Here is a 23,912-nt window from a genome sequence, read left to right on the forward strand (position 1 = left end):
CTTATAAAGATTCGTAAAGAAGAACTTTTGGTTAAGAGGTGCGAAAGTGGAATATAATGATCAGATGAAAAATAGAGTAAAACGGATTGAGGGACAGTTGAGAGGAATTCTGAAAATGATGGAAGATAATAAGGATTGCAAAGAAGTCATTACTCAATTATCTGCCACCAGAAGTGCCATCGATCGGACAATCGGAGTCATTGTAAGCTCAAATTTAGTGGAATGTGTCCAAAAAGCAGATAATGAAGAAGGAAAAAGTATGGAAGAGTTAGTAAAAGAGGCCGTTACCCTTTTAGTAAAAAGCCGTTAAAAGGGTTGACAGCCTTTTTTATTTTGATACTATTATACCCAATGGGGTAATTTTGAGTGAAAGGGACGATTATTTTTTTTGTTCTTAAATATACCTAATGGGGTATAAAGCTATTGTGATAGGAGGGAATTAAAGTGGCCGAAACCAAAAAAACGACGATAATTTTATTTAGCGGGGAGTATGATAAAGCAATGGCAGCATATATCATTGCAAATGGGGCAGCTGCCTATGATCATGAAGTAACAATTTTTCATACATTTTGGGGATTAAATGCTCTTCGCAAGGATGAAAGTTCTCCAGTAAAGAAAGGGTTTATAGAAAAAATGTTTGAGAAAATGATGCCAAGAGGCGCTGATAAAATGGGACTTTCAAAAATGAACTTTGCTGGATTAGGTCCTAAAATGATCAAGGGTGTCATGAAGAAGCACAATGCATTATCATTACCTCAGCTGATTGAAATGGCTCAAGAGCAGGATGTAAAACTAGTAGCTTGTACGATGACAATGGATTTATTGGGGCTCCAAAAGGAAGAATTTTTAGAGAACATTGAGTATGCAGGAGTTGCAGCCTATTTAGCAGATGCACAGGAAGGCCATGTTAACTTATTTATTTAATTCTTCCTTTTATATACAGGCTAAAAGATATAGAAAAATATCGATTGCAGAATTGAAAATAAAGTATGAACGTTCGTGCGAATAGAGAGGTTAAGTATACCCCTCTGCATAATCAGAACATAAAATAAGTCCGTTATCTCTGCTCAACTTAAAATTAGCAAATAAGACGGGATAAATACTTGGAAGTAAATATACAGGAGGAATAGAAGATGAAAGAAATTACACCTCAAAAAGTAGAACAATTAATCAATGAAGGAAAACATTTAAATATCATCGATGTGCGGGAAGTGGATGAGACAGCTGCCGGAAAGATTCCGGGCGCTATAAACATTCCCTTGGGCTTACTGGAGTTTCGGATGAATGAATTAGATAAAACAAAAGAATATATTATGGTGTGCCGTTCCGGCGGGAGAAGCGGAAGAGCCTCTCAATTTCTGGAAAGCCGCGGATTTAATGTCGTGAACATGACTGGCGGAATGCTCGCTTGGGAAGGGGGGATCTAAGTAGACTTTTCGGGATGTGAAGGAGGCAGTGTGATGAAAAAACACAAAGTAAAGGATATCATTACAGTTTTTAATTAAAAAATTTTGAGATAAAAGATACCTAAGGGGGTAATATATCATGACAGTAATGGAAATGACATCTAAAGAGCTTGCGAAAAAGGTTCTGAACCAAGAACAACTATTTATCTTGGATGTTCGGAATTACAGCGACTTTCAAGACTGGAAAATAGAAGGACAGAATTTCCAATATTTAAATATCCCTTATTTTGAATTAATAGATGGAGTGGATGACATTGTTGAAGACATCCCCGCAGACAAAGAATTAGCAGTGGTTTGTGCAAAAGAAGGTTCCTCAGTCATGGTGGCCGATATGCTTTCAGCTGCCGGTTTTTCTGTTTCCTATTTAAAAGGCGGGATGAAAGCCTGGAGTGAATATTTAGAACCTGTAAAAATTGGAGACTTAACCGGCGGCGGTCAAATTTATCAGTTTGTAAGGCTTGGAAAGGGATGTCTATCCTATATGATTATTTCGAATGGGGAAGCGGCCCTCATCGATGCAGCACGAATGACCGAGCCTTATATTGATTTTGCTGAAAAGGCTGGCGCCAAAATAACGTATGTGCTTGATACACATCTTCATGCCGATCATATTTCTGGAGGACAGACGATCGCCGAGCAAACAGGTGCAGCCTACTTTCTGCCTCCAAAGGATGCTGCAGATGTAACTTTTAACTTCCAGCCATTAGAAGGCGGCATGGATATCATCATGGGAAATATGTCCGTTGGCTTTCATGCTTTCGATTCTCCTGGCCATACAGCTGGGTCCGTTTCCTTTGTGGTAGATCAGAAGTTTTTACTGTCAGGTGATACCTTGTTTATTGATTCAATTGGCAGGCCGGACCTTGCCGGTCATGCAGAAGACTTGGCGGGAGATTTACGAGAAACACTCTATACCAGGTACAAAGAATTATCTGGAGAACTAATCGTGCTCCCGGCTCATTTTATGATGGTTGACGAAATGAATGAGGATGGAAGTGTTGCTGAAAAGTTAGAAACAATATTTGCAAAGAATGATGGCTTCCAGATTGAAGATGAAAATCAATTTAGAAAAATAGTGACAGAAAACTTGCCGCTGCAGCCAAATGCATATCAAGAAATTCGGGAAACGAATATGGGGAAAAAGTCGCCTGACCCGGATTCCCAGCGGGAAATGGAAATCGGACCAAATCGCTGTGCAGTCCGTTAATCAAAATCTTAGGAGGAATAAAAATGAATACAGCAAAAGTATTAGATGCCAAAGGGTTTGCCTGTCCTATGCCTATCGTGAAAACAAAAAAGGCGATTGGTGATCTTGAATCCGGTCAAATATTAGAAGTCCATACAACAGATAAAGGAGCCATAAATGACATGCCTGCCTGGACAAAGTCAGGAGGCCATGAGCTATTAAAATATGAAGAGGAAAACGATGTATGGAAATTCTGGATTAAAAAAGGATGAAAATAGCTAGGCAGGGACAGAATCAAAGAATTTTTAGAATCATATCCTCGAGAAAGCTTCCCTGAAACAAAAAACCATAAGTATAAGTAAAATTCCCTTTGAAAATGGAGATTTTAGATTGACAATAAAAGGACATTGAGAGGACTCGGCTCTCAATGTCTTTTGTCATTTTTTGACGGTATGGCGGTTAATTAACTCGTTTAGAACCACTCGCACAGGTGTCAGCGGAAATGACTTTTCCCTATATTCTTCGTGATTTAAATGAAGTTCAACATTAGAGTTTCTCCTTATAAGACAATTTGTTCCTTACATTGCGACTTATGATCCGCTGCTAAGGAAATGCCTCCTATCTCTATTTTTTCCTGTATTTTCTCACCGGTTCCGCTCGATTTAATGGTAAAATGACAGTATTAGAGGTGAAATACATGATAAATATAAATCAAATCGATACAGAAACTGAACCTTCTTTTCTGCTGGTTGACGGTATGGCTCTTCTTTTCAGAGCTTTCTATGCAACGGCTGTGACAGGTCAGTTCATGATCAATTCAAAAGGAGTACCAACGAATGCTGTTCAGGGCTTCTTAAAACATTTGCTTATGGCATCCAGGCATTTCGAGCCCAGCCATGTTGCCGTCTGCTGGGATATGGGCAGCAAAACGTTCAGAAATGAATTATTTGAAGGGTATAAAGCGAATCGCGGAGAAGCTCCGGTTGAAATGCAGCCGCAGTTCGATCTAGCCAAGGAAGCCGTTTCTGCTTTCGATATACCAAATATAGGTGTTCCCGGTTTTGAAGCTGATGACTGCATCGGAACAATTGCCCGTGCCTCCTCCTTGGAAAGCCGGGTAGGAATACTGACAGGAGACCAAGATATGCTCCAGCTGCTTGAGGACAAGATCTCAGTTATTCTCCTGAAAAAGGGGTATGGCAATTATGAGATTCATAATCCAGGAAGTTTTTTGGAGTGGAAAGGAATCAGTCCCGCGCAGATGGTCGATTTAAAAGCTTTGATGGGAGATACAGCGGATAATTATCCGGGCGTAAAGGGCATTGGCGAAAAAACGGCATTAAAGCTCTTGATGCAATATGGAAATATTGAGGGCATATTAGAAAACCTCTCTTCCCTTACAAAGTCTCAAAAGGCAAAGATTGAATCGTCACTGGAGATGCTTCATCTTTCAAGACAGCTTGCTGAAATTAAATGTGATGTGCCTGTCAGCTGTCTTCTCGACGATGCCTTATTCAAATATGACACAGAGAAAGTGAAACACATGGCTTTGAAACATGAATTAAAAGGAGTCACTCGCATCATTTGAGAAGGTTTGTCTGCAAAAAGGATTACAGAAAATGATAGGCATTTTTGCGGATATAGGATAAAATATAGGAAAGATGACAGGTATGGAGCGGATGACATTGGCACGGACGGTTGAAGAATATGTTCATTTTCTAGAAAGCAAAGGTTTTTCCTTTGGGGAAGATTCGATAGGCTTCATCTATTTCGGCAAGCGGTATACAGAAGCGGATGATTCGCTGGTAAACGCTGCGATAGAATTAACGTTAAAGGCCCAAAAGAATTTTGACGGCAGTTTTTACATCGCCCTTCTGGAAAACCTGAAACGTCATAATATAAAATCCTATAAACAGGCAGAAACGTTTGCCAGGAAACAGGGATTACTGACATAAAAAAACGGAATTCAGCTGAATTCCGTTTTTTTATTGATTTCTTTTCTGGAAGGAAGTTCAGCAGCAAGCATACCGAACAGGATAAAGGTACATCCAATCACTGCCTGAACTGTCATAACTTCTCCAATCCATATGTATGATGTGATGGCTGCAAAAACGGGTTCCATGGCAAAGATAATCGCGACTCTTGATGGAGTAGTATAGGCCTGGAAATATGTCTGAGCCAAAAATGCAAAAGCTGTTGCCAGGACTGATGTAATAAGCAGGCCGCTGATCACATCTGATTGAAAAATGATGTCAGCCTTGAAAACAGCCGTAAAATCCTCCCAAATCAGGCCGGATCCTGCTGAAAGCAGAGAAACGGTGAGCAATTGCACAATCGTCAGGGGAAGAGCTTTGAATTCAGCCGCATATTTCGCTGTAGTGATAATTTGCATGGCAAAACTGACAGCGCATAAGAAAACTAGGAAATCTCCGATGTTAACGGCCGTTTTCCCGCTTACTGTCATCAAATACAAGCCGATGATGGCAGCTGTCACGCCAATTACAGTATTTTTCGTCAGGCGATTTTTTAGAAATACCATCGAAAATACAGGTACAAGGACCACGCTTAAGCCGGTGATAAAGCCGGCTTTGGATGGCGTCGTATATTCTAGGCCAATGGTTTGGAACGTATAGCCTAAATACAGCCAAATCCCAATCTTAAATCCGGCAGCAAAGAGTTTCCAAGAATTTGTCCTTTTTTCTTTTCTGAAAAAACAGAGATGAATCAGGAGCAGGAGCAAAAATGCAATGAAAAACCGGATGGCATTAAAACTCATAGGTTCCAGGAAGGCGATTGCATTCTGCACGGTTACAAATGTAGCACCCCAGACAAGCGAAACGGAGAGTAAGGTAAGGTCAGCTGTTTTTCTCATGATCCTGCTTCTCCTTTATAGACCAAATGGCACGTCGGGCCAATTCATCAGCTGATTTATTCTCCTTGCTTGGAATCCACTTCAGAAAAAACAACTCCAGTTCATCTGCAAGCTTTAATGCCTCCTCAAGCAGCGGAGCATATTTTTTGTTTTTGGCGAATTCCTTTTCGATCGCTGAACTAATAGCTTGAGAGTCTGTGCGGAATGAAACGGTCAGATATTGTTTTTCAATGCAGATCTTCAGGGCATGGAGCAGGGCGTGATATTCTGCTTCATGGTTTTCCATGATGCCCAGCGGAATCGAATGTCTTTCGACAGAACCATTGTTATTAATAAAAATCCCAGCACCGCTTATGCCGGGATTCCCAGCACTTGCGCCATCTATGTATACTTCAATCATATGGCTCCCCCTCGTTAACAACAGGACATTGTGTTAAGATATTATTCAGTGTAAATGAAAGATTGCTCTTAAATAGTATAACAGAAAAGTCGGTCATTTTATGAATGGCCGCCATTGATTTATGTATGGAGACAGGAAAATACCATAGTCTAAGGATAAGCCTCATGTCACTTCATCAGGTTTGTTTTTTGCATGGAGGGGAATCAAATGGGGGAAGATGAGAGAAAGACCGAAGAAAAAAATAAAAGTGGAATATCTGAATGCCTTTCCCTCTATAACTAGATAAACAAGGAGTTGTGCCAAATGAAAGTGATGATGGAATGGTCTTACCGGCTGCCGAAAAAACCTTCTGCGGAGTTTACCTCCGGCTGGATGGAAGCTGAGGATGCCCTTACTGTCACAGAGGACCTTGAAAAGTCTGGACGCTTAAAAAATGTGGCATACATAGATGAACAGGGAGCTTCCTGGACAAAAAAGGAACTGAAAAAACTAATCATTGAAATTGAAGATGAGCCCAAAAATGTCACGGTCTTTTTTGACGGAGGATATCGGAAAGAAGAAGGCATGGCAGGGACCGGCATTGCCTTGTATTATCAGATGGGGAACAAACAGTACAGAATCCGGGCTAACGCACGGTACGAGAATCTGGAATCTAATAATGAAGCAGAATATGCAGCTTTTTTCGAAGGAGTTAAGCAGCTTGAAGAATTAGGAGTCCGCCATCAGCGCTGCCAATTCAAAGGCGACTCGTTGGTTGTTCTCAATCAGCTGTCCGGCGAATGGCCCTGTCTGGAAGAGACCTTAAATAAGTGGATAGACAGGATTGAGCAGAAATTGGATCAGCTGAGCATTAAGGCAGACTATATATCGGTCGATCGGAAAGGGAATCAAGAGGCCCATCAGCTGGCCAGCCAGGCGCTGAAAGGGGAAGAAATTCTGAGCCGTCTTGAAATTATTTGAATAGAAAAAGGAGAAGGGATATGGAAGATCGAAGAAGAGTGTTTAAGGAGGTTGAGGAAGTCCTGGATCATTACTGCCAGGGCTGTTTCGTGAAAAAACATTTTAGAAAAGAAAAAGGGAAAACCTATGCCCATCAGTTTTGCATTTCTGAATGTACGGTGGGAGCAAAATTGAAAGAATTAGGGAATGCTTTAAAAAACAATTAAGGCTGTCAGCGATCTTTTGTTAAAAACGAATGAAAAAGAATTTTTGGTTATTGACATAACTCTTTTTATTTTGCATACTAATAAAAAAATGAACGTTGATGAAAGATTAGTATGCGAAGTTTGCTGTTTCAGAGAGCGGGTTGAAAGCTGAAAGACCCGTAACAGACAAAGCGCAGAACCTGCTTTCGGAGTCCCGTTAAAAATGGGCGTCAACCTGGCGTTAACAGGCCGAGCGGGATGCTGTAACAAGCATTCAATGAAGGTGGTACCACGGAAACTAACCCTTTTCGTCCTTTTTTTAGGATGAAAAGGGTTTTTCTTTTTTTATATAGGTTTTTTTGCAGAAATCAATGCCGATAACCGATTGGGGGAGTATGGGGAATGGAAAGAAAGCGGATTGTTGTGAAAATTGGGAGCAGTTCTTTAACAAACAAGAAAGGTGAAATCGATCGGGAAAAGTTCCTTGAACATGTAAGGGCCATCGCTGCTGTCCGTGAAGAAGGCCATGAGGTTTTGCTTGTTTCTTCTGGTGCTGTCGCAACTGGATTCCGGAAGCTTGGGTACCCCGCAAGGCCGGTAACTTTGAAGGGAAAACAGGCGGCGGCAGCTGTCGGGCAAAGTTTCCTTATTCAGTCGTATATCGAAGAATTTGGGAAATGCGGCCTGATTCCTGCTCAAATCCTTCTGACAAGGAGTGATTTTTCAAAAAAGGACCGTTATAAGAATGCGTATGCGACGATCATGGAGCTTCTCGAAAGGGGAATTGTTCCGATCATCAATGAAAATGACAGCGTGTCTGTGGCTGAATTGACATTTGGAGACAATGATATGCTTTCAGCCTTGGTCAGCGGTCTCGTACACGCGGATCAGCTAATCATTATGACAGACATTAATGGCATGTATGACTCTAACCCCCAAACGAATCCTGATGCCAATCGAATCGGCCGCATTGAAACCATTACAGAGGAGATGCTCCTGGCTGCTGGAGGAACGGGTTCGAATCTAGGGACCGGAGGAATGAAATCAAAGCTTTTAGCAGCTGAGACTGCACTTGGGCTTGGTGTGAAGGTTTTTATTGGTAAAGGTAAAGGGGACAGAAAACTTTTGGATGTGTTGGAGGGGAACGGAGACGGAACCTATATCGGCAATGAGCATTTAGCGTCCATCAACAGCCAAAAACAATGGATTGCGCTTCATTCTGAAGTAGCAGGGAAACTGTTTATTGATTCGGGAGCGGAGCATGCACTGCTTCATCAGGGAAGCAGCCTCCTGCCGGCAGGTATCCGGAATATCAAAGGAACGTTCACCAAAGGAAATGTTGTAGAAGTGTACGGTCCTTCTGGCTTTTTAGGTAAAGGTGAAATCCTGTGCAGTGCGGAAGAACTGAAAAAATCTATGGGGAAACAGACAAATGAAACCGTTCTTTCATCTATTGCGGTGATTCATCGTGATAAATGGGTGAAAGCATAAATAGCCAAGGGGTGCTGAAAATGAATGAAGTGATGGAAAAAGGAAAGTTGGCAAAGACAGCCAGTTATGTATTATCAGGCTGTAACACAGAACAAAAGAATGAAGCGCTGAAAAAAATTTCGGCCCAATTGCTGATCGACAGGAATGTTTTAATCGAAGAAAATATGAAGGATCTGAAAGTTGGCAAAACAAAGGGTCTGTCAGAATCCATATTGGACAGGATTATGATTAATGAGGAAAGAATTCAGGCTATGGCTGATGCTATATTATTACTTACAGATTTGAAAGATCCGATCGGAGAAGAACTGGAGGAAATCCGCAAAGAGAATGGCCTGATCATTCAGAAGAAAAGGGTGCCAATCGGGGTTATCGGGATGATTTATGAAGCTAGGCCGAATGTAACAGTCGATGCGGCAACGCTTTCGCTGAAAACCGGCAACGCTGTAATCCTTAGAGGCAGTTCTTCTGCTCAATTTTCAAACAGGGCACTGGTTCATTCCATTCAAAAGGCCCTTCAACATTCCGAGCTTCCGACAGATGCTGTTCAGCTGATAGAGGATACGAGCAGGGAAACGGCCAAAGCACTCTTCCATCTGAATGAGTATCTGGATGTTCTGATCCCCCGCGGCGGAAAAAAATTAATCGAAACGGTCATTAAAGAATCGACTGTGCCTGTTCTCGAGACGGGCGCAGGAAACTGCCATATTTTTATTGATGAAACGGGACAGTACGAAATGGCTGAAAGAATCATCTTGAATGCCAAAACCCAGCGTCCTTCCGTCTGCAATGCTATTGAAAGCCTCTTGATAGAAGAGAATTGGTATCAAACACACGGCACACAGCTGCTCAGTACATTGATTGCTAAGGGAATTGAATTACGGGGAGATCAGACTGTGGCTTCTGCTGATTCACGAATTGCTCTTGCTGATGAAGCGGATTGGGCAGCTGAATATTTAACTTTGACATTAAGCGTGAAAATAGTGAAAAGTGTCCGGGAAGCCATAGCGCATATTAATCGTTACGGCACAAAACATTCTGAATCGATTATTACAGAAAATAAAAACCATGCCGATCTTTTCCAAAATGGAGTCGATGCTGCAGCGGTTTATCATAACGCCTCCACCAGATTTACAGATGGATTTGAATTTGGCTATGGAGCCGAAATTGGAATTTCTACACAGAAACTTCATGCGAGGGGACCGATGGGCTTATCGGCACTTACATCAAGTAAGTATTTTATCTATGGCAACGGGCAGATTCGGAATTAAGGCTATGAATAGCTTGCCCAGCAGTGTTTGCATTATGTGCTTTTTCGGTCAGTCCATGATCTCTGACTAATTGAGCAGATCAGATCATTCTCTTGATAGATGCGGCTTTTGAAAAAATGGTATTTATCTGGGTGATTATTACTGCGTTCAAAGGGTATTGTATAGATAAATACCTAAAAGGAGTACGATATCATGACGAACCATACCATTAGAGTTTATGATGATGAAACTTCGGCCAAAAGAGCATACGAAGAGCTGATTCAGCAAGGCTATTCAAAGGATCAAATTTCTGTATTGGCTAAAAATCCGCATGGGTTGATTGGGGAGGAAGAAGAAGTGAATCCTTCTGCAACAGATGGAGCGGTCGCCGGTGCAGCAGCCGGCGGTGTACTGGGATTAACTGGATTTTTAGTAGGCGTCAGCGCACTGGCGATTCCGGGAATCGGTCCGATTTTAGCAGCGGGTCCGCTTCTGGCTACAGTTGGAGGCGCAGCAGCCGGTGCAGCATCAGGTGCCGGACTCAGCAAGCCTTTGATGGACCTGGGCTTAACAGAGGAAGAAGCGAGCCAATATGTAGATGATATCAAAAATGGAAAAATCTTAATCGCGATTGAAAAATGAGGCAGTTCCATTGTCTAAAATAGATTTAAAGAAAAGTCTGTATCCAATAGGGTACAGCTTTTTTCATTCGCGCCTTTAATAGTAAAAACTTCAATTGCATATATAAGCATATTCTTATAGAATAAGACAGGAAATACATAAGCAAATAATTATTTGCTGATGAAAGAAGGTGGTTGAATGGGCAAACAAGTGATGGAAATCGATACAGCTGCGAATGTTCTTAAACTGCTGGGGGATAAGACGAGGCTGACGATGGTTAAAATAATGTCTGAAAATGAATGCTGTGTTTGTGAATTAGTAGGATTGTTTGAAATGAGCCAGCCGGCAATAAGCCAGCATTTACGCAAATTAAAAGATTCCGGCCTTATCAGTGAATCAAGGAGGGGCCAGTGGATTTTCTATTCTTTGAATCATTCTTCCCCTTATTATTTGTTCATCAGGGAAATTATCGAACACCTGCCAAGCCAGCGAGAAAGACTTGAAGATCTGGAGAGGCAGGGCAAGCGAATTTGCTGTGATTAACAAGGAGGAGACCTTCATTGGTTATAGTAGCCAGTATTATCTTTTTAGTAACACTTGCGCTTGTAATCTGGCAGCCTAAGGGCTTGTCAATTGGATGGTCAGCCTGCGGAGGGGCCTTGATTGCTCTTGCTGCCGGTGTTGTCCATTTTCACGATGTCCTGGATGTGACATCAATCGTATGGAATGCGACGTTAGCATTCATTGCCATTATTATTATTTCTCTTATTCTCGATGAAACTGGATTCTTTGAATGGGCTGCTCTGCATATGGCCAGGGCTGCAAAAGGGAACGGAGTGCGGATGTTCATTTATGTCAGCATTTTAGGTGCTCTTGTGGCAGCTCTCTTTGCGAACGACGGAGCCGCCTTGATTTTGACACCGATTGTACTGGCAATGGTCAGAAATCTGAATTTTAGTGAAAAGATGGTGTTTCCATTCATCATGGCCAGCGGTTTCATTGCAGATACGACCTCACTTCCATTAGTGGTCAGCAATTTAGTGAATATCGTTTCCGCAGATTATTTTGGGATTGGATTTGCTGAGTTTGCTTCCCGGATGATTGTACCGAATCTCTTTTCTTTGGCGGCGAGCATTCTGGTTTTATATCTCTTTTTCCGTAAAAGCATACCGAAGAATTATAATCCTTCCCAGCTTAAAAAGCCGGCCGAAGCAATCCGGGATATCAAATTATTCCGTTTCTCCTGGGTGGTGCTGGCCCTTCTGCTGATTGGCTATTTTGGCAGCGAGTTTACCGGAGTACCTGTATCCATCATTGCAGGAATAGTGGCGATCGTCTTTCTTATGATGGCGAGGCGGAGTCAGGCTGTAAACACAAAAACAGTCATAAAAGGAGCACCGTGGAGTATTGTTTTCTTCTCCATCGGTATGTATGTAGTCGTATATGGTTTAAGAAATGCAGGGCTGACAGATGTGCTGGCGAACCTTATCCAGTATACTGCGGATCAAGGTCTTTTTGCAGCAACAGTCGGAATGGGCTTCATTGCAGCCATCCTTTCATCTGTTATGAATAATATGCCGACGGTTATGATTGATGCACTTGCCATCTCTGGAACGGATACGAGCGGTGCAATCCGGGAAGCATTGATTTATGCAAATGTAATCGGTTCGGATTTAGGGCCTAAGATTACGCCTATCGGATCACTTGCGACATTGCTGTGGCTGCATGTGCTGTCATTGAAGGGTGTTAAGATTTCCTGGGGCACCTATTTTAAAACAGGGATCATTTTAACAATCCCAACATTATTTATTACACTTACAGGACTGTATATTTGGCTTCTTATTATTAAATAAGCACTGTAAATAAAGGAGTGAAAAACAATGGCTAAAAAAACGATTTATTTCCTATGCACCGGAAATTCCTGCAGAAGCCAGATGGCTGAAGGTTGGGCAAAAAAATATCTCGGTGAAAGCTGGGATGTAAAAAGTGCGGGGATTGAAGCTCACGGATTGAATCCTAAGGCCGTAAAGGCAATGAATGAGGCAGGTATTGATATTTCCGGCCAGAAATCGGACCTCATTGATCCAGTAATCCTCAATCACGCTGATTTTGTTGTGACACTGTGCGGGGATGCCGCAGACAAATGTCCGGTAACACCGCCTAATGTAAAACGGGCTCATTGGGGATTTGACGATCCGGCGAAAGCAGAAGGGACAGAGGCCGAAAAATGGCAGACGTTCCAGCGAGTGCGGGACGAAATTGGCGAAAGAATTAAACGTTTTTCTGAAACTGGAGAGTGAGTACAAAAGCTGCGAATCCGTTCGCAGCTTTTTATGGTTCCCTCTCCTCCTCCTACAAAACTTATACAGGAGAAGAGCCGGCTTGTTTAAAAGTCTTTTGCTATTATATTCCGCAGCGGATTATATGATAAAATAATAGAGCGGTAAGTGTAAGTCATTAAGAGGATGTAAGGTGATTAAGCTAATGAAGTTAATTATAGCCGAGAAACCTGATCAAGGTGCTACTTTGGCAGCCCAGTTCAAGAAGAAAAAAATGCAGGGATATATAGAAATCATGCCAAACGGGATTTTCCCTGACGGAGCATATATTACATGGGCAGTCGGACATTTGTGCCAGCTTGCTGCACCGGAAAAGTACTCATCCGGATGGAAAAAGTGGTCGATTGATACCCTGCCGATGATTCCGGATAAATTTCAATATGAAGTAACAAGGCAAAAGGCGAAACAGTTCAATGTCATTAAAACACTGCTGAAGAAAAACGAAGTGGACGAAATTATTCATGCGGGCGATTATGATATATCTCTATAATTACATGTGTACATAAAAAATTATTTTATCCTTTCTCTTGTTATACATGTATCCATCAGATATTATAATTATGTACAAATTTAGAATTTTGCACATAATTAATAATAATAGCTTCATTAATGTGCATTTTTATCATAAATTTATTGCATCAACGCCTTCAGAAATTTTGTGCATTTGCAGTGCAGTAAAATTATTTTTGATGGCAAATTGTTTATAAAAGGAAACTTTTTTGTTAATCTCAGGAGGTGTTTATTTTGGTTAATTTTAAAAAGCGATTGGGGACAAAAAAAGTAGAAAAAAAGATTCATCCAAGTGAAATATACAATACCCTTGATCGTGCCAGTGACAAAGGACCCCTAAGACCCGTGCAAGCTTCTGTTTTAGACGACTGGTTTGAGAATTATCGGAAGGAACAAGATTTGATTTTGAAGCTGCATACTGGTCAAGGGAAAACACTAATAGGGCTGCTGATGCTTCAGTCTCGTTTAAATGAAGATACTGGCCCAGCCATCTATCTATGCCCAAATAAATTTCTTGTAGAACAAACATGTCAACAAGCAGAAAGTTTTGGAATTCACTATGCAATTGCCGAAGATGATCTTCCCGATGAGTTTATTGACGGGAAAGCAATATTAATTACATCAGTACATAAGTTGTTTAATGGAAAATCTCGATTTGGTGTTGGCCAAAGAGGGGAACATGTTTCAACAATCTTAATGGATGATGCCCATGCTTGTATGAACGAAATAAAAGATGCATTTAATATAAAATTAAAAAGTGATTCAAATGCCTACCAAGAAATTTTAAATCTTTTTGGTTTTGAACTTGAAAAGCAAGGTTATGGTACATATGCTGATATCAAAAGAAAGAACTACGATTCGATATTACCGGTCCCATATTGGGACTGGCAGGATAAACAAACAGAGGTTGCTCAAATCCTATCTAAATACAGTGTTAGTAGCGATATCAAGTATGCTTGGCCATTATTAAAGGATATGCTAAGAGATTGTCAATGTATTATTTCGGGTACCAGTTTAGAAATTTCTCCTTATAGAACTCCGTTAGAAATGTTCAAATCTTATTATAGAGCTGAACGAAGAATATTTATGTCTGCTACAATAACAGATGATTCTTTTATGATAAAAGGTTTAGGTTTAAATATCAAAACAATAGAAAATCCTCTTATGGATCCAAATGAACACTGGTCAGGAGAAAAAATGATTTTAATACCATCATTAATTGATCAAACGTTAAATAGAGGAGAAATTGTAAACCGATATGCGAAACCTGTAAACAATAAAAAATATGGAACTGTTGTACTTGTACCTAGCTTTAAGAATTCAAAAGATTGGGGAAAATATGGCTCCACAGTTGCTACAAAAGAATCCATTGAAACAGAAATTCAAAAATTAAAAGATAGACAGTGTGACAAAACACTAGTCATCGCAAATAGATATGATGGGATTGATTTACCCGATTATTCATGTCGCATTTTGATTATTGATTCAAAACCGTACTTTGAATCATTATTGGATAGATATTTAGAAAGTTGTAGAGGAAATAGTGAGATACTTGACATTAAACTAGCCCAAATCATTGAGCAAGGGCTTGGTCGAGGGGTCCGTGGGGAGAAAGACTACAACGCCATAGTACTTACCGGCTCTGAATTAATAAAGTTTGTTCGTTCCAAAAAGACAAGAAAGTTCTTTTCAAATCAAACAAGGACTCAAATAGAAATTGGTTTGAAAATTGCTGAATATGCAAAGGAAGACATTAAAGACGGAAAAGAGCCTCTTCAAGCCTTAGAGGAACTTATTGACCAGTCTTTAAAACGTGATGAAGGTTGGAAAGAGTTTTATGTAGAACAAATGGATGAAATGACTGGTGAAGTAAAGAACAAACAAATCCTTGGAATATTTGAATATGAAAGACAAGCTGAAAAGAAGTATCTGGAGGAAGATTATCAAGGAGCTATAAATATCATTCAAAAACTATTGGATGAACATATTAAAACTGACGAAGAAAGAGGATGGTATTTCCAAGAAATGGCCAGATATATTTACCCTCTTTCAAAGACAGAATCTAATAAATATCAAATCTTAGCCCATAAGAAGAATCCTTATTTATTAAGACCTAAAGAAGGCATGCAGATTCAGTCTATTTCGGCAATTAGCTTGAAACGAATTGAAAATATCATGGACTGGATTAGACAATTCGAATCTAATGAGGAATTACAACTAAGTCTAGATGATATGTTAGCAAAGTTAACCTTCGGAGTAAAAGCTGACAGGTTTGAACAAGAACTTGATAATTTAGCCAAGGCATTAGGATTTATAAGTCAAAGGCCCGATAAGGAATGGAAGGAAGGCCCCGATAACTTGTGGAAAGTTAAAGATGATCAATATTTACTAATAGAATGTAAAAGTAATGTTGATACATCAAGAGTAGAAATTCATAAAGATGAAACAGGTCAAATGAATAATGCTTGTGCTTGGTTTCAAAGGAATTATGAGGGTATAACCAAGGTTAAAAGAGTTATGATTATTCCAACCAAAAAGGTAAATCGAGCAGCTGGTTTTAATTTTGAGGTTGAGGTAATGAGAGAAAGGGGATTAAATTCATTAAAAAAGAATGTTAAAAATTTCTTTAATGAATTTAAAAGTTCTGATATCAAAGATTTATCAGAAAGAAAAATACAAGAATTCTTAAATCTTCACAACCTTTCTGTAGATGATATAGTAACAAAGTACACTGAGAAGGTAAAAACATATTAGGCGATTAAAAGCTTGCTAAAAACAATTATAGTGAGCTAAATCAAACTTAGATATGTTTTCCTAGATGAAATAATAGCTGAAGCGTAGGAATTCATTCTTACGCTTCAGCTATTATTATGAGTAACTATAGTTAGGGGATTTGTAATTTTTAGTATTTCTTTAGGAGGTATCAATATTGTCTTGTTTAATAATTACAGAAAAACCTTCAGTCGCTAAGAATATTGCCGATGCATTAAAAATTAAAAATAGAAAAGATGGATATTTTGAAGGAAATGGATATTTCATTACTTGGGCGTTTGGTCATTTGTTACAACTGTATGATGCAAAAGATTACGATGAAAAAATGGCCAAATGGAATTTGGAGAATTTCCCCTTTATTCCATCGAATTTTCGATATAAAGTAAAAAGTGATTCACGAAATAGAGATAAAGAAGACTTTGGTGCAAAAAAACAACTGAAAATAATTTATAACTTAATAAAAAGGGATGATATTAGTCAGATTATTTCAGCTTGTGATTTTGATCGGGAAGGTCAGATTATTGGAGATACAATTATATATAATCTTAGAACGCAAAAGAAGGTATATCGTTTATTGCTAAACGAATGGACACCAGATGAAGTGCTAAAAGGGCTCCGAAACATAAAACCAAATACAGAAATGAAGCCACTTCAGGATGCGGGTATTAGCCGTCAGTGGGCTGATTGGGTAATTGGCATTAATTTAACATCGGTGGCAACGTTAAAGTATCAGAAAGGCGCAGGGAAGGCCTTAAATATAGGAAGGGTATTATTACCTACATTAAAAATCATTTATGATCGAGATAAGGCAATAGAGAGCTTTGTTCCAGAAGAATACTTTAAATTATCAGCCACATTTAAGACAAAAGATGAAAAAGAGTACGAAGGAACGTATGTTGAAGACAATGAGGATAAATTTAAAAACAAAGAAACGCTAGAATTAATTCAACAAGCCCTAGCCAACCAAACAGCAACCATTACCGACAAACAAGTTGAACGGAAAAGAGAGTATCCTCCCTATTTATTTAATCTTTCAAATTTACAAGGCTATATCACAAATAAATACAAGGGATGGACTTCAGATAAAGTATTAAAGGTAGCCCAATCACTATACGAGAAAAAATACATTACTTACCCCCGTACAGCAAGTGTTGTGTTGGAAGAAAGTCTAGTAGATAAGACAGCTAGGGTACTAGATAATGTAAAAAAAGGATTACCATATGAGAATGAAATCCATTTTACGAAAGGTAAGCGTGTTTTTGATAATTCAAAAGTGGAAAGCCACAGTGCCATCATACCGACATATTTAATACCAAAGTCCTTAACCAAAGATGAAGAGATAGTTTATATGGCTATTAAAAATCGTTTTATCATGCAGTTCATGCCTGTCGCTGAGCATGAAGAAACAAAGATTATGACTAAAATTAATAACAGTGAAATAAAAGGAGTATTTATTTCTAAGGGAAAAGTACAACTTGTTGATGGGTGGAAAAAGGTGGAGAAAATTGAATCAAAGGATACAATTTTACCCCTTGTAAATATAAATGATATGGTTAGCATTATAGATCATAAACTGACCTCTCACATTACGAAGCCACCTAAACACCATACAGAAAAAACATTACTAAGAGTGATGGAAACATGTGGTAAAGGACATGATGATCAGGAAAGCGAAGAAATGATGGCTGCCATTCTAAGTGGTTTCAGTATCGGAACTCCGGCTACTAGAGCTGAAACAATCAAAAAATTAAATGATGTAGGCTATATTACAGTTCAGAACAAAAATTTACTTTGCACTGAACTAGGTATTAGATTGGTCGAAACCTTCCCGATAAAGGAATTATTTGATTTAGAATTTACAGGCAGATTAGAAAAAACATTATCTGATATCGAAAAACAAAAATTTACCAAGCAAGATTTTCTAAATACAATTTTTGATTTTACGACTAATGCTGTTGAAAAAATTAAAAATGAACAACAAGTAATCATCAATGAAGTGACGAGGGAAAAGAAGCAAATCGAAGTAATGGGAAATTGTCCTCTTTGCGGAAGTGGAGTTATCGAAGGACAAAAAGGATATGGCTGCAGCAATTGGAAAAATGGGTGTAAATTTGTCATTTGGAAGAATGATAAATTTCTGGCTTCCATGAAGAAAAAGCCGACAAAAACGATGGTAAAATCGCTTTTGAAAAATGGAGTAGTGACAGTGAAAGGATTAACAAGCAAAAAAGGAAATAAGTTCGATGCAAATATGAGATATGAAAAGAATCAAGATAACGAATTTTTCAGCTGGAAGATGGAGTTTAATAAGTAAATTCGTTGATTCTTTATTTGGATTGGGGAATTTTTCATAAGAAGGAGGGCATCAATTCCTGCTGGCCATAATGGAGAATGTATAAAAGGAGCTGCTGATTAAAGGTGAGAAGTTCTAAGGAATTTTTAAAGAAATTGAGACCAGAAGAATTTTCAGATTCATTTGTTATCAAGACAAGCCAGTTAGATGAAGGATATGTAAGCTATTACTTAGAAACGTTAACTAACAGAAGCCAAGAAAAAGCTTTCGAGCAACTTTGTAAAAGAATTGCAGAAAAGGAGATATGTCCAAACTTAATTTCACAAACTGGTCCAACAGGCGGAGGCGATAGTAAGGTAGATTCTGAAACATATCCTGTTACGGAACAAACATCTTTTAAATGGTTTTCAGGTTTAAATAGTAATTCTGCGTCCGAAAGATGGGGATTTGCCTTCAGCGCAAAAAAAGAATGGCGGGCAAAGGTAAAGTCTGACATTAAAAATATTGCATCAACTAATCGGGACTACAAAAGAATCTATTTTATGAGCAATCAATATATTCCAGATAAGAAGCGAGCTGCTCTTGAAGATGAATTAACAGAGGAATACGAAATCGATGTTCGTATCTTAGATAAACAATGGTTTATTGATAAAATATTCAATAGCAATTGCAGTAAGATTTTTGTTGAAGCATTTGATCTCTCACAGTCATTACTTGAAGAAAAAAGAATTGGACCGAATGATTACAATAAAAAATTAAAGTTAGATGAATTGGAAGCATCTATTGATGATTGTATTTCAAAAAACCTATTGAACTATGATTTAGTTGAAAAAGCACTAAAAGCAGCAATAATTAGTAGAGAGATTGAGTTAAACTCAACAGATGTATATGGTAAGTTTTATAGAGCTGAAAAACTAGCGAAAAAGTATGGTAACGAATACCATTTGAAGAATTGTATTTATGAATGGGCTTGGACATCTTTTTGGTGGACAGAAGATTACGATGAATTTTACAAAAAATATAAGGAATATGAGTCTTTAGTTTTAGGAAGTTCAAACTTTAATGATTTGGATAAGCTAACAAATTTATGGTTTAACCTTACGACTATTGATAAAAATGAAAATTGGGAAAAACATACCGAAATATTGAAAATGGAATTTTCGAGAATGATTAATGATGAAGAAAGACCAAATGCTGCTCACTCTGCAAAAGTACGCTTTGTTTTTATCCAAATAATGTTGGGGGAAAGTGTAAGCGAGCAGGTTAAAAAGTTAATAAATATTCTAAATTCAGATATAAAAAATATGAACTTAGACTTAGGACAAATTTTTAAAATGTGTTCTGAAATATCGATGATTAAGCAATCAGAGAACTATAACGAGCTATTTGAATTGATGATTGGCCAATTAAGTAAGTATAAACAAGAATTAGAAGCATCTAGACTTCTTTTGGATAGAGGTTATGATGAGATTAAGGAGAAGCCGTACAAAGCAATTAAATATATAGGAAGAGCAGTTACTAAGTTATATAAAGAAGATAGCAAAAGTGACTTTTTCCGTGCTCTATATTTGTTGGGGATTGCTTTTGAAAAAGTAGATTTAAATTGGGCTGCCAGAGGGTATCATTTAAATGCGTTTCTATTGGCATTTAATGAATACAGCAACTATGGAAATTTTTCGCCGATACTGCTAGCAAGTTCTTCTGCATTAAAGAATCTAGAAAATAAATTAGGGAGATTGCCGCAAGCATTAGAGTGGAAAAAATTGAATGATATTTTGACGGCAATGGCAGGGTACGAAAATGAAAAATTAGAGGAAGATAACTATTTGTTCGATTTTGGTTTAGGGGCTCATTTTTTTAAGTTAAATAAAAATAGATTAAATGAGATATGTTGGTTACCTAATATACTAGAAGATAATGGTTTAACCATTTCGGCTACTTTCTTAAAGTACATGTTAGGTTATGTTGATGAGGAGTTATTGGAATCAAATTTTAATAATGATATAAATTCCTATCATGATTTTATGATTCAGAGTTATCATCAGCCAATTAATAAGCAGATATCTAGAAAAGTTAGTTTAGGTAATGAAGACCAGCTCGAATTACATTCAAAAATATTAGGAACGAAAATAGTCGTTCAGACTGAAAATAATTTTCTTTGTTCTGAAATAGGAACGAGCATTTTAGCTGCTCTAGAATCATTCTTAGCTACGGGAATACAAGATAGCTTTATTAGTACAAAATCTGAACTTATCATTAAAGTAAGAAGTTTGAGATCGGATGGATTTAATCTCCACTTTGATTACACGGAAAAATTATCTTCCGGTTTTTATGATATTCAGGTCATTAACCCTGATAAAATTGTGAATGCAAATGAATTGCAAATCGTTACTAAGAAATTTACTTTGGATATCATTGTTGATGTAACATCACGGATTTTAATTTTTAAAAATCATGAAAAACAATTATCGAATTTAATTCAAAGTGACGAAGCAATAGATAGAGCAATTAATTTTACTGGAAGTCTTATAGCTGTTAGGGATTTTTTTGGTGTATTGCCATTTACCATAGACCATTTTAAAAAAGATGACATGGAATGTTATACTTTTTTAGAGAACAACACTCATATTGAAAAGCTGAGAGGTAGTCAGTCTCCATTTGAAACTAAAAAAGAAGATAGAGAAATAGAATTTGTGGAAGAGTTTATGTCTCTTAATCATAGCAACATGGAAGTAGTTTCACTAGTAAATATACCGTTATGGGATCAAGCAAAATGGCGTGGTGTAGGATTTTTAATTAATTCTAAAGAAGAGATGTATATTACACTAATGTTTGAGAATAAAGAAGCTGGTGAAGAAATTTTTAAACAGTGGATTGAGATGATAGATAATCCAATGAATAAAGACGGGGATAATTTGATTAACATCGGTATTATCAAAGGGGTTGATAAAAGAAATCCTTATCATTATAAAACTGTTATTTCTTCAGGATTGCCTAAGCTTAACGAGAATTTTCAACATACTAAAGCAATTACCACTACTTCAAGGGTACATTTGCTAACACCCAACAGTAATCAAAATTTAAAAAATATTGAAATGTACTTAAAAAAAGAAGAACATAAAGAATACAAATATTCTTTAATTCCTGGATATGTTAATAACGGTAAGCCGAATTTCAATGAAGAACTAGCAATCCTAAAAAAAGAATTGGATATTAAAGACGCTTGGAAAATTGATCGGAGTAATTGGTTGTCTAGTGGTATTCATCCAGATGATAACCCGATTATACCTAAAGGAATAAATTCACCTCCAATAAAAGAGGTATTGAGAGAATTTAAAAAAAGAAATAAATAATTTGTAAATTATTGAATTAATTTCTTTTCAATTGTATATTAGGTATCATAAAACAATTTAAAATATATTTATTATTTGAACTGGAAAATTGTAGCTAGGGTTCCACTTCCACATAGAAGGTTTGAGACCGAGGGCTACATCTTTTACATATTGTAAAAGGCACCTATTGACATAAAAGGTCCGAGGGGAAAGGTTCAGCGTATTTATTATGCGTTGAAATCTTTCCTCCGGACTTTTTTTATTATTAAAGGGAGGTAGTATGTTATGAAGTATATTGACGACATCAGAGCAGGAGTAGCTATAGTAATTTTGGATGAGGAAAATAGCGTTTTGTTGCAGAAGAGAGCTGATGTAGGATTATGGGGAATTCCATCAGGTCATGTAGAAGTAGGGGAAACAGTGGCTGAAGCAGCAATTAGAGAAGTTAAGGAGGAAACTAACTTAGAAATAAACATTATAAAGCTTATAGGTGTTTATTCTGATCCAAATTCTCAGGTTTTTACTTATCCAAATGGTAAGGTTATTCACTTTATCACAACCTGTTTCTTAGCTGAAATTAAGGATGGAGAGCTTCGATGCAATTCTTCAGAGTCACTTGATATTCAATTCTTTAAACAAGATGCTTTACCACAAGATTTGTTAACGATGCACCCTCGATGGCTGAAGGATGCTCTTGCAAATAAAGAAGCAGCATTTATTCGTTAAACTGTCACCTATCTATCTTGTTAAATTAAAGGATTCCTTTAGTAAAATAATTGAGGGGCCATTTTTGCAACTCTTTAAGCATTTTACAATATTCCGTAATCAGGGGCTACAGTGGAGTAAGATATTTATTTATGGACTGATCGGTTTTTAACGTTCAGTCTTTTATTATCAATAAGGTACACCCTATTGATAAGTTTTTGCCTCCTTGATATTATTAGCTTGTGATTTTAAGAGATAAATTGCACCCTTTTTAAACGCTAAATTGCATTCAAAATGGATAGTCAGATTTGTACTGACTACCCGTTTGCTTAGTCGTTCGATCCAATGACTAAAATGTCCTGAACTGTTGTAAGAAGCTCTTTTCCACCAAGATCTTCACATCTTTCTTTGCTTTTCATACTATTTTACACGTCGGTAAAAAGTATTTGGCTTTAAATCAAGACGCTTCATTCCTTCCGTAGCAGTGATTAATCCAGATTTCCACTCACCATATACTTGAATAAATTTCTCATTAATTTCATACTTGCGTCGTCCGAATCTTACGCCGTTTTTCTTTGCTACTTCAATACCTTCAGCCTGACGTTGCTTATTTTTTTTGCGTTCTTGCTCGGCAACGTAGGAAAGTAGACTTAAAAATTGGTCTTCTGAATAAAGACATTAGATAATACCACCTCTGCCATGTTTTTGATCCACTTGTGACATAATTTTGAGCCACCATTGCCATAGAGAGAGCCGGAATATTTGATGCTAATAGAGCACCACTCCCACCACCCTTGACCTTGTTTGTGTCCGTGGTAGTGTCTTTTATGGCGTATGGAGAAAAAACAGCCTTTAGGGCTCCATCCGCACAAACAGCGTACCACGGACAATCACTTCTAAGTTCTGCTGGCGGGGCCCCGACCCCTTCCAGCAATCACTAAGAAGTGGCACGGCGGTCAAGGGCAAGCAGCTAACGCTGTGGTAACAGTGATGTTTTCCAGCAAGTGGATCACCTCTGTCATTACTGGCTCATTTTCTTGTCATCGATGGCTCAGAATAATGGCAACGTTGGCTCAATTGGATGGCAATATTCACTTCCATTAATTTCCCAAGATCACCCATAGTTCGAAATTTCCTACTATCAAAAAGTGTCTCATTTTCTAGGACTACAATATCTGCGTTCAGTTCCCGAGTAATATACTTCCATTCCCGATTGATACCATCATAATCCCTACCTAATCGGTCCAACGCATCAAGGTATAATAAATCTCCTTCTCGGATGATTAAAAGCATCCCCTGATACTGCGGTCGGTTAAAATCCTTTCCACTTTGCTTGTCAATAAAGATATATCGTTCCTCAATTCCAAGATCACGAAATTTTTTAAGCTGCCGTTCTGGATTTTGATCCTTAGCTGAAACACGAGCATATCCAATTTTCAAAATTAGTAGCTCCTTTCTATAAACCTATCAATCTATGTCAAAAAGTATATTAATAAATCGAAATATTTCAAAACTAAAAAACACACTTTATGA

General features: G+C 38.0%; 21 protein-coding genes, 2 pseudogenes and 1 other annotated feature. Of the genes and pseudogenes, 20 read left to right on the forward strand and 3 right to left on the reverse strand.

All coding sequences use genetic code 11. The features are described 5' to 3' along the window. Window positions 1-46 precede the first annotated feature (46 nt). From BQ4305_RS10005 to BQ4305_RS10035, 7 genes are all read left to right on the forward strand, one after another. Window positions 47-310: a metal-sensitive transcriptional regulator gene (locus tag BQ4305_RS10005; RefSeq protein ID WP_110927668.1), complete on the forward strand. Its 264-nt coding sequence runs from the start codon at window positions 47-49 to the stop codon at window positions 308-310. A 134-nt stretch (window positions 311-444) separates the two neighbouring features. Then, window positions 445-924: a DsrE/DsrF/DrsH-like family protein gene (locus BQ4305_RS10010; protein ID WP_110927669.1), complete on the forward strand. Its 480-nt coding sequence runs from the start codon at window positions 445-447 to the stop codon at window positions 922-924. A gap of 209 nt (window positions 925-1,133) precedes the next feature. Further along, window positions 1,134-1,427 carry a rhodanese-like domain-containing protein gene (locus BQ4305_RS10015; RefSeq protein ID WP_110927670.1) on the forward strand — a complete coding sequence of 98 codons (294 nt, stop codon included), beginning with the start codon at window positions 1,134-1,136 and terminating at the stop codon, window positions 1,425-1,427. Between the two features lie 118 nt (window positions 1,428-1,545). Next, on the forward strand, window positions 1,546-2,673 hold the full coding sequence (locus BQ4305_RS10020; RefSeq protein WP_110927671.1) for an MBL fold metallo-hydrolase: 1,128 nt from the start codon (window positions 1,546-1,548) through the stop codon (window positions 2,671-2,673). A 23-nt stretch (window positions 2,674-2,696) separates the two neighbouring features. Next, a complete protein-coding gene (locus BQ4305_RS10025; protein WP_110927672.1) occupies window positions 2,697-2,924 on the forward strand; it encodes a sulfurtransferase TusA family protein in 228 nt (75 codons plus the stop codon). A 425-nt stretch (window positions 2,925-3,349) separates the two neighbouring features. Continuing rightward, window positions 3,350-4,240 carry a 5'-3' exonuclease gene (locus BQ4305_RS10030; protein WP_110927673.1) on the forward strand — a complete coding sequence of 297 codons (891 nt, stop codon included), beginning with the start codon at window positions 3,350-3,352 and terminating at the stop codon, window positions 4,238-4,240. Between the two features lie 82 nt (window positions 4,241-4,322). Beyond that, on the forward strand, window positions 4,323-4,607 hold the full coding sequence (locus BQ4305_RS10035) for a DUF6123 family protein (protein WP_199880645.1): 285 nt from the start codon (window positions 4,323-4,325) through the stop codon (window positions 4,605-4,607). A gap of 11 nt (window positions 4,608-4,618) precedes the next feature. On the opposite strand, the gene BQ4305_RS10040 is transcribed toward BQ4305_RS10035, so the two are convergent. Both BQ4305_RS10040 and BQ4305_RS10045 read right to left on the reverse strand, forming a co-directional pair. After that, window positions 4,619-5,524 carry a DMT family transporter gene (locus BQ4305_RS10040; protein WP_110927674.1) on the reverse strand — a complete coding sequence of 302 codons (906 nt, stop codon included), beginning with the start codon at window positions 5,522-5,524 and terminating at the stop codon, window positions 4,619-4,621. Then, window positions 5,508-5,924 carry a reverse transcriptase-like protein gene (locus BQ4305_RS10045; RefSeq protein WP_110927675.1) on the reverse strand — a complete coding sequence of 139 codons (417 nt, stop codon included), beginning with the start codon at window positions 5,922-5,924 and terminating at the stop codon, window positions 5,508-5,510. The genes BQ4305_RS10040 and BQ4305_RS10045 overlap by 17 nt, the downstream gene beginning before the upstream one ends. A gap of 303 nt (window positions 5,925-6,227) precedes the next feature. On the opposite strand from BQ4305_RS10045, the gene BQ4305_RS10050 reads away from it, so the two are divergent. The 13 genes and pseudogenes from BQ4305_RS10050 (at window position 6,228) to BQ4305_RS10110 (ending at window position 22,400) form a co-directional block, all read left to right on the forward strand. After that, window positions 6,228-6,884 (forward strand): reverse transcriptase-like protein, encoded by a 657-nt coding sequence (locus BQ4305_RS10050; protein WP_110927676.1) that lies wholly within the window; start codon window positions 6,228-6,230, stop codon window positions 6,882-6,884. A gap of 20 nt (window positions 6,885-6,904) precedes the next feature. Beyond that, the gene (locus tag BQ4305_RS10055; protein WP_110927677.1) at window positions 6,905-7,090 is read left to right on the forward strand and encodes a zinc-finger domain-containing protein; all 186 of its coding nucleotides are present in this window, start codon (window positions 6,905-6,907) and stop codon (window positions 7,088-7,090) included. An 86-nt stretch (window positions 7,091-7,176) separates the two neighbouring features. After that, window positions 7,177-7,388: a binding site (T-box leader), on the forward strand. 83 nt (window positions 7,389-7,471) lie between these two features. Further along, the gene (gene proB, locus BQ4305_RS10060) at window positions 7,472-8,560 is read left to right on the forward strand and encodes a glutamate 5-kinase (RefSeq protein ID WP_110927678.1); all 1,089 of its coding nucleotides are present in this window, start codon (window positions 7,472-7,474) and stop codon (window positions 8,558-8,560) included. Between the two features lie 20 nt (window positions 8,561-8,580). Next, on the forward strand, window positions 8,581-9,828 hold the full coding sequence (locus BQ4305_RS10065; protein WP_110927679.1) for a glutamate-5-semialdehyde dehydrogenase: 1,248 nt from the start codon (window positions 8,581-8,583) through the stop codon (window positions 9,826-9,828). A 192-nt stretch (window positions 9,829-10,020) separates the two neighbouring features. Beyond that, window positions 10,021-10,449: a general stress protein gene (locus tag BQ4305_RS10070; RefSeq protein WP_110927680.1), complete on the forward strand. Its 429-nt coding sequence runs from the start codon at window positions 10,021-10,023 to the stop codon at window positions 10,447-10,449. Window positions 10,450-10,626: 177 nt separating this feature from the next. Continuing rightward, a complete protein-coding gene (locus BQ4305_RS10075; protein ID WP_110927681.1) occupies window positions 10,627-10,971 on the forward strand; it encodes an ArsR/SmtB family transcription factor in 345 nt (114 codons plus the stop codon). A gap of 17 nt (window positions 10,972-10,988) precedes the next feature. Further along, entirely contained in the window at window positions 10,989-12,281 is a 1,293-nt protein-coding gene (locus BQ4305_RS10080) for an arsenic transporter (RefSeq protein ID WP_110927682.1), read from the forward strand. A 27-nt stretch (window positions 12,282-12,308) separates the two neighbouring features. Further along, entirely contained in the window at window positions 12,309-12,728 is a 420-nt protein-coding gene (gene arsC, locus BQ4305_RS10085) for an arsenate reductase (thioredoxin) (RefSeq protein ID WP_110927683.1), read from the forward strand. Window positions 12,729-12,912: 184 nt separating this feature from the next. Continuing rightward, window positions 12,913-13,239, forward strand: a pseudogene (locus BQ4305_RS10090) (toprim domain-containing protein); the annotation flags it as partial. Window positions 13,240-13,502: 263 nt separating this feature from the next. Next, window positions 13,503-16,031 (forward strand): DEAD/DEAH box helicase, encoded by a 2,529-nt coding sequence (locus BQ4305_RS10095; protein ID WP_234396926.1) that lies wholly within the window; start codon window positions 13,503-13,505, stop codon window positions 16,029-16,031. 175 nt (window positions 16,032-16,206) lie between these two features. Continuing rightward, the gene (locus BQ4305_RS10100) at window positions 16,207-18,363 is read left to right on the forward strand and encodes a type IA DNA topoisomerase (RefSeq protein ID WP_110927686.1); all 2,157 of its coding nucleotides are present in this window, start codon (window positions 16,207-16,209) and stop codon (window positions 18,361-18,363) included. A gap of 104 nt (window positions 18,364-18,467) precedes the next feature. Continuing rightward, window positions 18,468-21,695, forward strand: coding sequence for a hypothetical protein (locus BQ4305_RS10105; RefSeq protein WP_110927687.1), 3,228 nt, complete (start codon window positions 18,468-18,470; stop codon window positions 21,693-21,695). A 264-nt stretch (window positions 21,696-21,959) separates the two neighbouring features. Then, window positions 21,960-22,400 (forward strand): NUDIX domain-containing protein, encoded by a 441-nt coding sequence (locus BQ4305_RS10110; RefSeq protein WP_110927688.1) that lies wholly within the window; start codon window positions 21,960-21,962, stop codon window positions 22,398-22,400. 1,074 nt (window positions 22,401-23,474) lie between these two features. On the opposite strand, the pseudogene BQ4305_RS10120 reads toward BQ4305_RS10110, so the two are convergent. Next, a pseudogene (locus BQ4305_RS10120) lies at window positions 23,475-23,819 on the reverse strand (recombinase family protein); the annotation flags it as partial. Window positions 23,820-23,912 lie beyond the last annotated feature (93 nt).

The organism is Bacillus massiliglaciei (assembly GCF_900098925.1).
In the GTDB taxonomy this organism is placed as follows: Bacteria; Bacillota; Bacilli; order Bacillales; family DSM-1321; genus Peribacillus; species Peribacillus massiliglaciei.

What these genes read in the sequence shown, in the direction of transcription:
- BQ4305_RS10035 (WP_199880645.1), top strand. Translation starts at nt 4,323, where the DNA reads ATGGAGCGGATGACATTGGCACGGACGGTTGAAGAATATGTTCATTTT.
- BQ4305_RS10025 (WP_110927672.1), top strand. Translation starts at nt 2,697, where the DNA reads ATGAATACAGCAAAAGTATTAGATGCCAAAGGGTTTGCCTGTCCTATG.
- BQ4305_RS10050 (WP_110927676.1), top strand. Translation starts at nt 6,228, where the DNA reads ATGAAAGTGATGATGGAATGGTCTTACCGGCTGCCGAAAAAACCTTCT.
- BQ4305_RS10075 (WP_110927681.1), top strand. Translation starts at nt 10,627, where the DNA reads ATGGGCAAACAAGTGATGGAAATCGATACAGCTGCGAATGTTCTTAAA.
- BQ4305_RS10070 (WP_110927680.1), top strand. Translation starts at nt 10,021, where the DNA reads ATGACGAACCATACCATTAGAGTTTATGATGATGAAACTTCGGCCAAA.
- BQ4305_RS10045 (WP_110927675.1), bottom strand. Translation starts at nt 5,924, where the DNA reads ATGATTGAAGTATACATAGATGGCGCAAGTGCTGGGAATCCCGGCATA.
- BQ4305_RS10065 (WP_110927679.1), top strand. Translation starts at nt 8,581, where the DNA reads ATGAATGAAGTGATGGAAAAAGGAAAGTTGGCAAAGACAGCCAGTTAT.
- proB (WP_110927678.1), top strand. Translation starts at nt 7,472, where the DNA reads ATGGAAAGAAAGCGGATTGTTGTGAAAATTGGGAGCAGTTCTTTAACA.
- BQ4305_RS10110 (WP_110927688.1), top strand. Translation starts at nt 21,960, where the DNA reads ATGAAGTATATTGACGACATCAGAGCAGGAGTAGCTATAGTAATTTTG.
- BQ4305_RS10020 (WP_110927671.1), top strand. Translation starts at nt 1,546, where the DNA reads ATGACAGTAATGGAAATGACATCTAAAGAGCTTGCGAAAAAGGTTCTG.
- BQ4305_RS10030 (WP_110927673.1), top strand. Translation starts at nt 3,350, where the DNA reads ATGATAAATATAAATCAAATCGATACAGAAACTGAACCTTCTTTTCTG.
- BQ4305_RS10040 (WP_110927674.1), bottom strand. Translation starts at nt 5,524, where the DNA reads ATGAGAAAAACAGCTGACCTTACCTTACTCTCCGTTTCGCTTGTCTGG.
- BQ4305_RS10015 (WP_110927670.1), top strand. Translation starts at nt 1,134, where the DNA reads ATGAAAGAAATTACACCTCAAAAAGTAGAACAATTAATCAATGAAGGA.
- BQ4305_RS10055 (WP_110927677.1), top strand. Translation starts at nt 6,905, where the DNA reads ATGGAAGATCGAAGAAGAGTGTTTAAGGAGGTTGAGGAAGTCCTGGAT.
- arsC (WP_110927683.1), top strand. Translation starts at nt 12,309, where the DNA reads ATGGCTAAAAAAACGATTTATTTCCTATGCACCGGAAATTCCTGCAGA.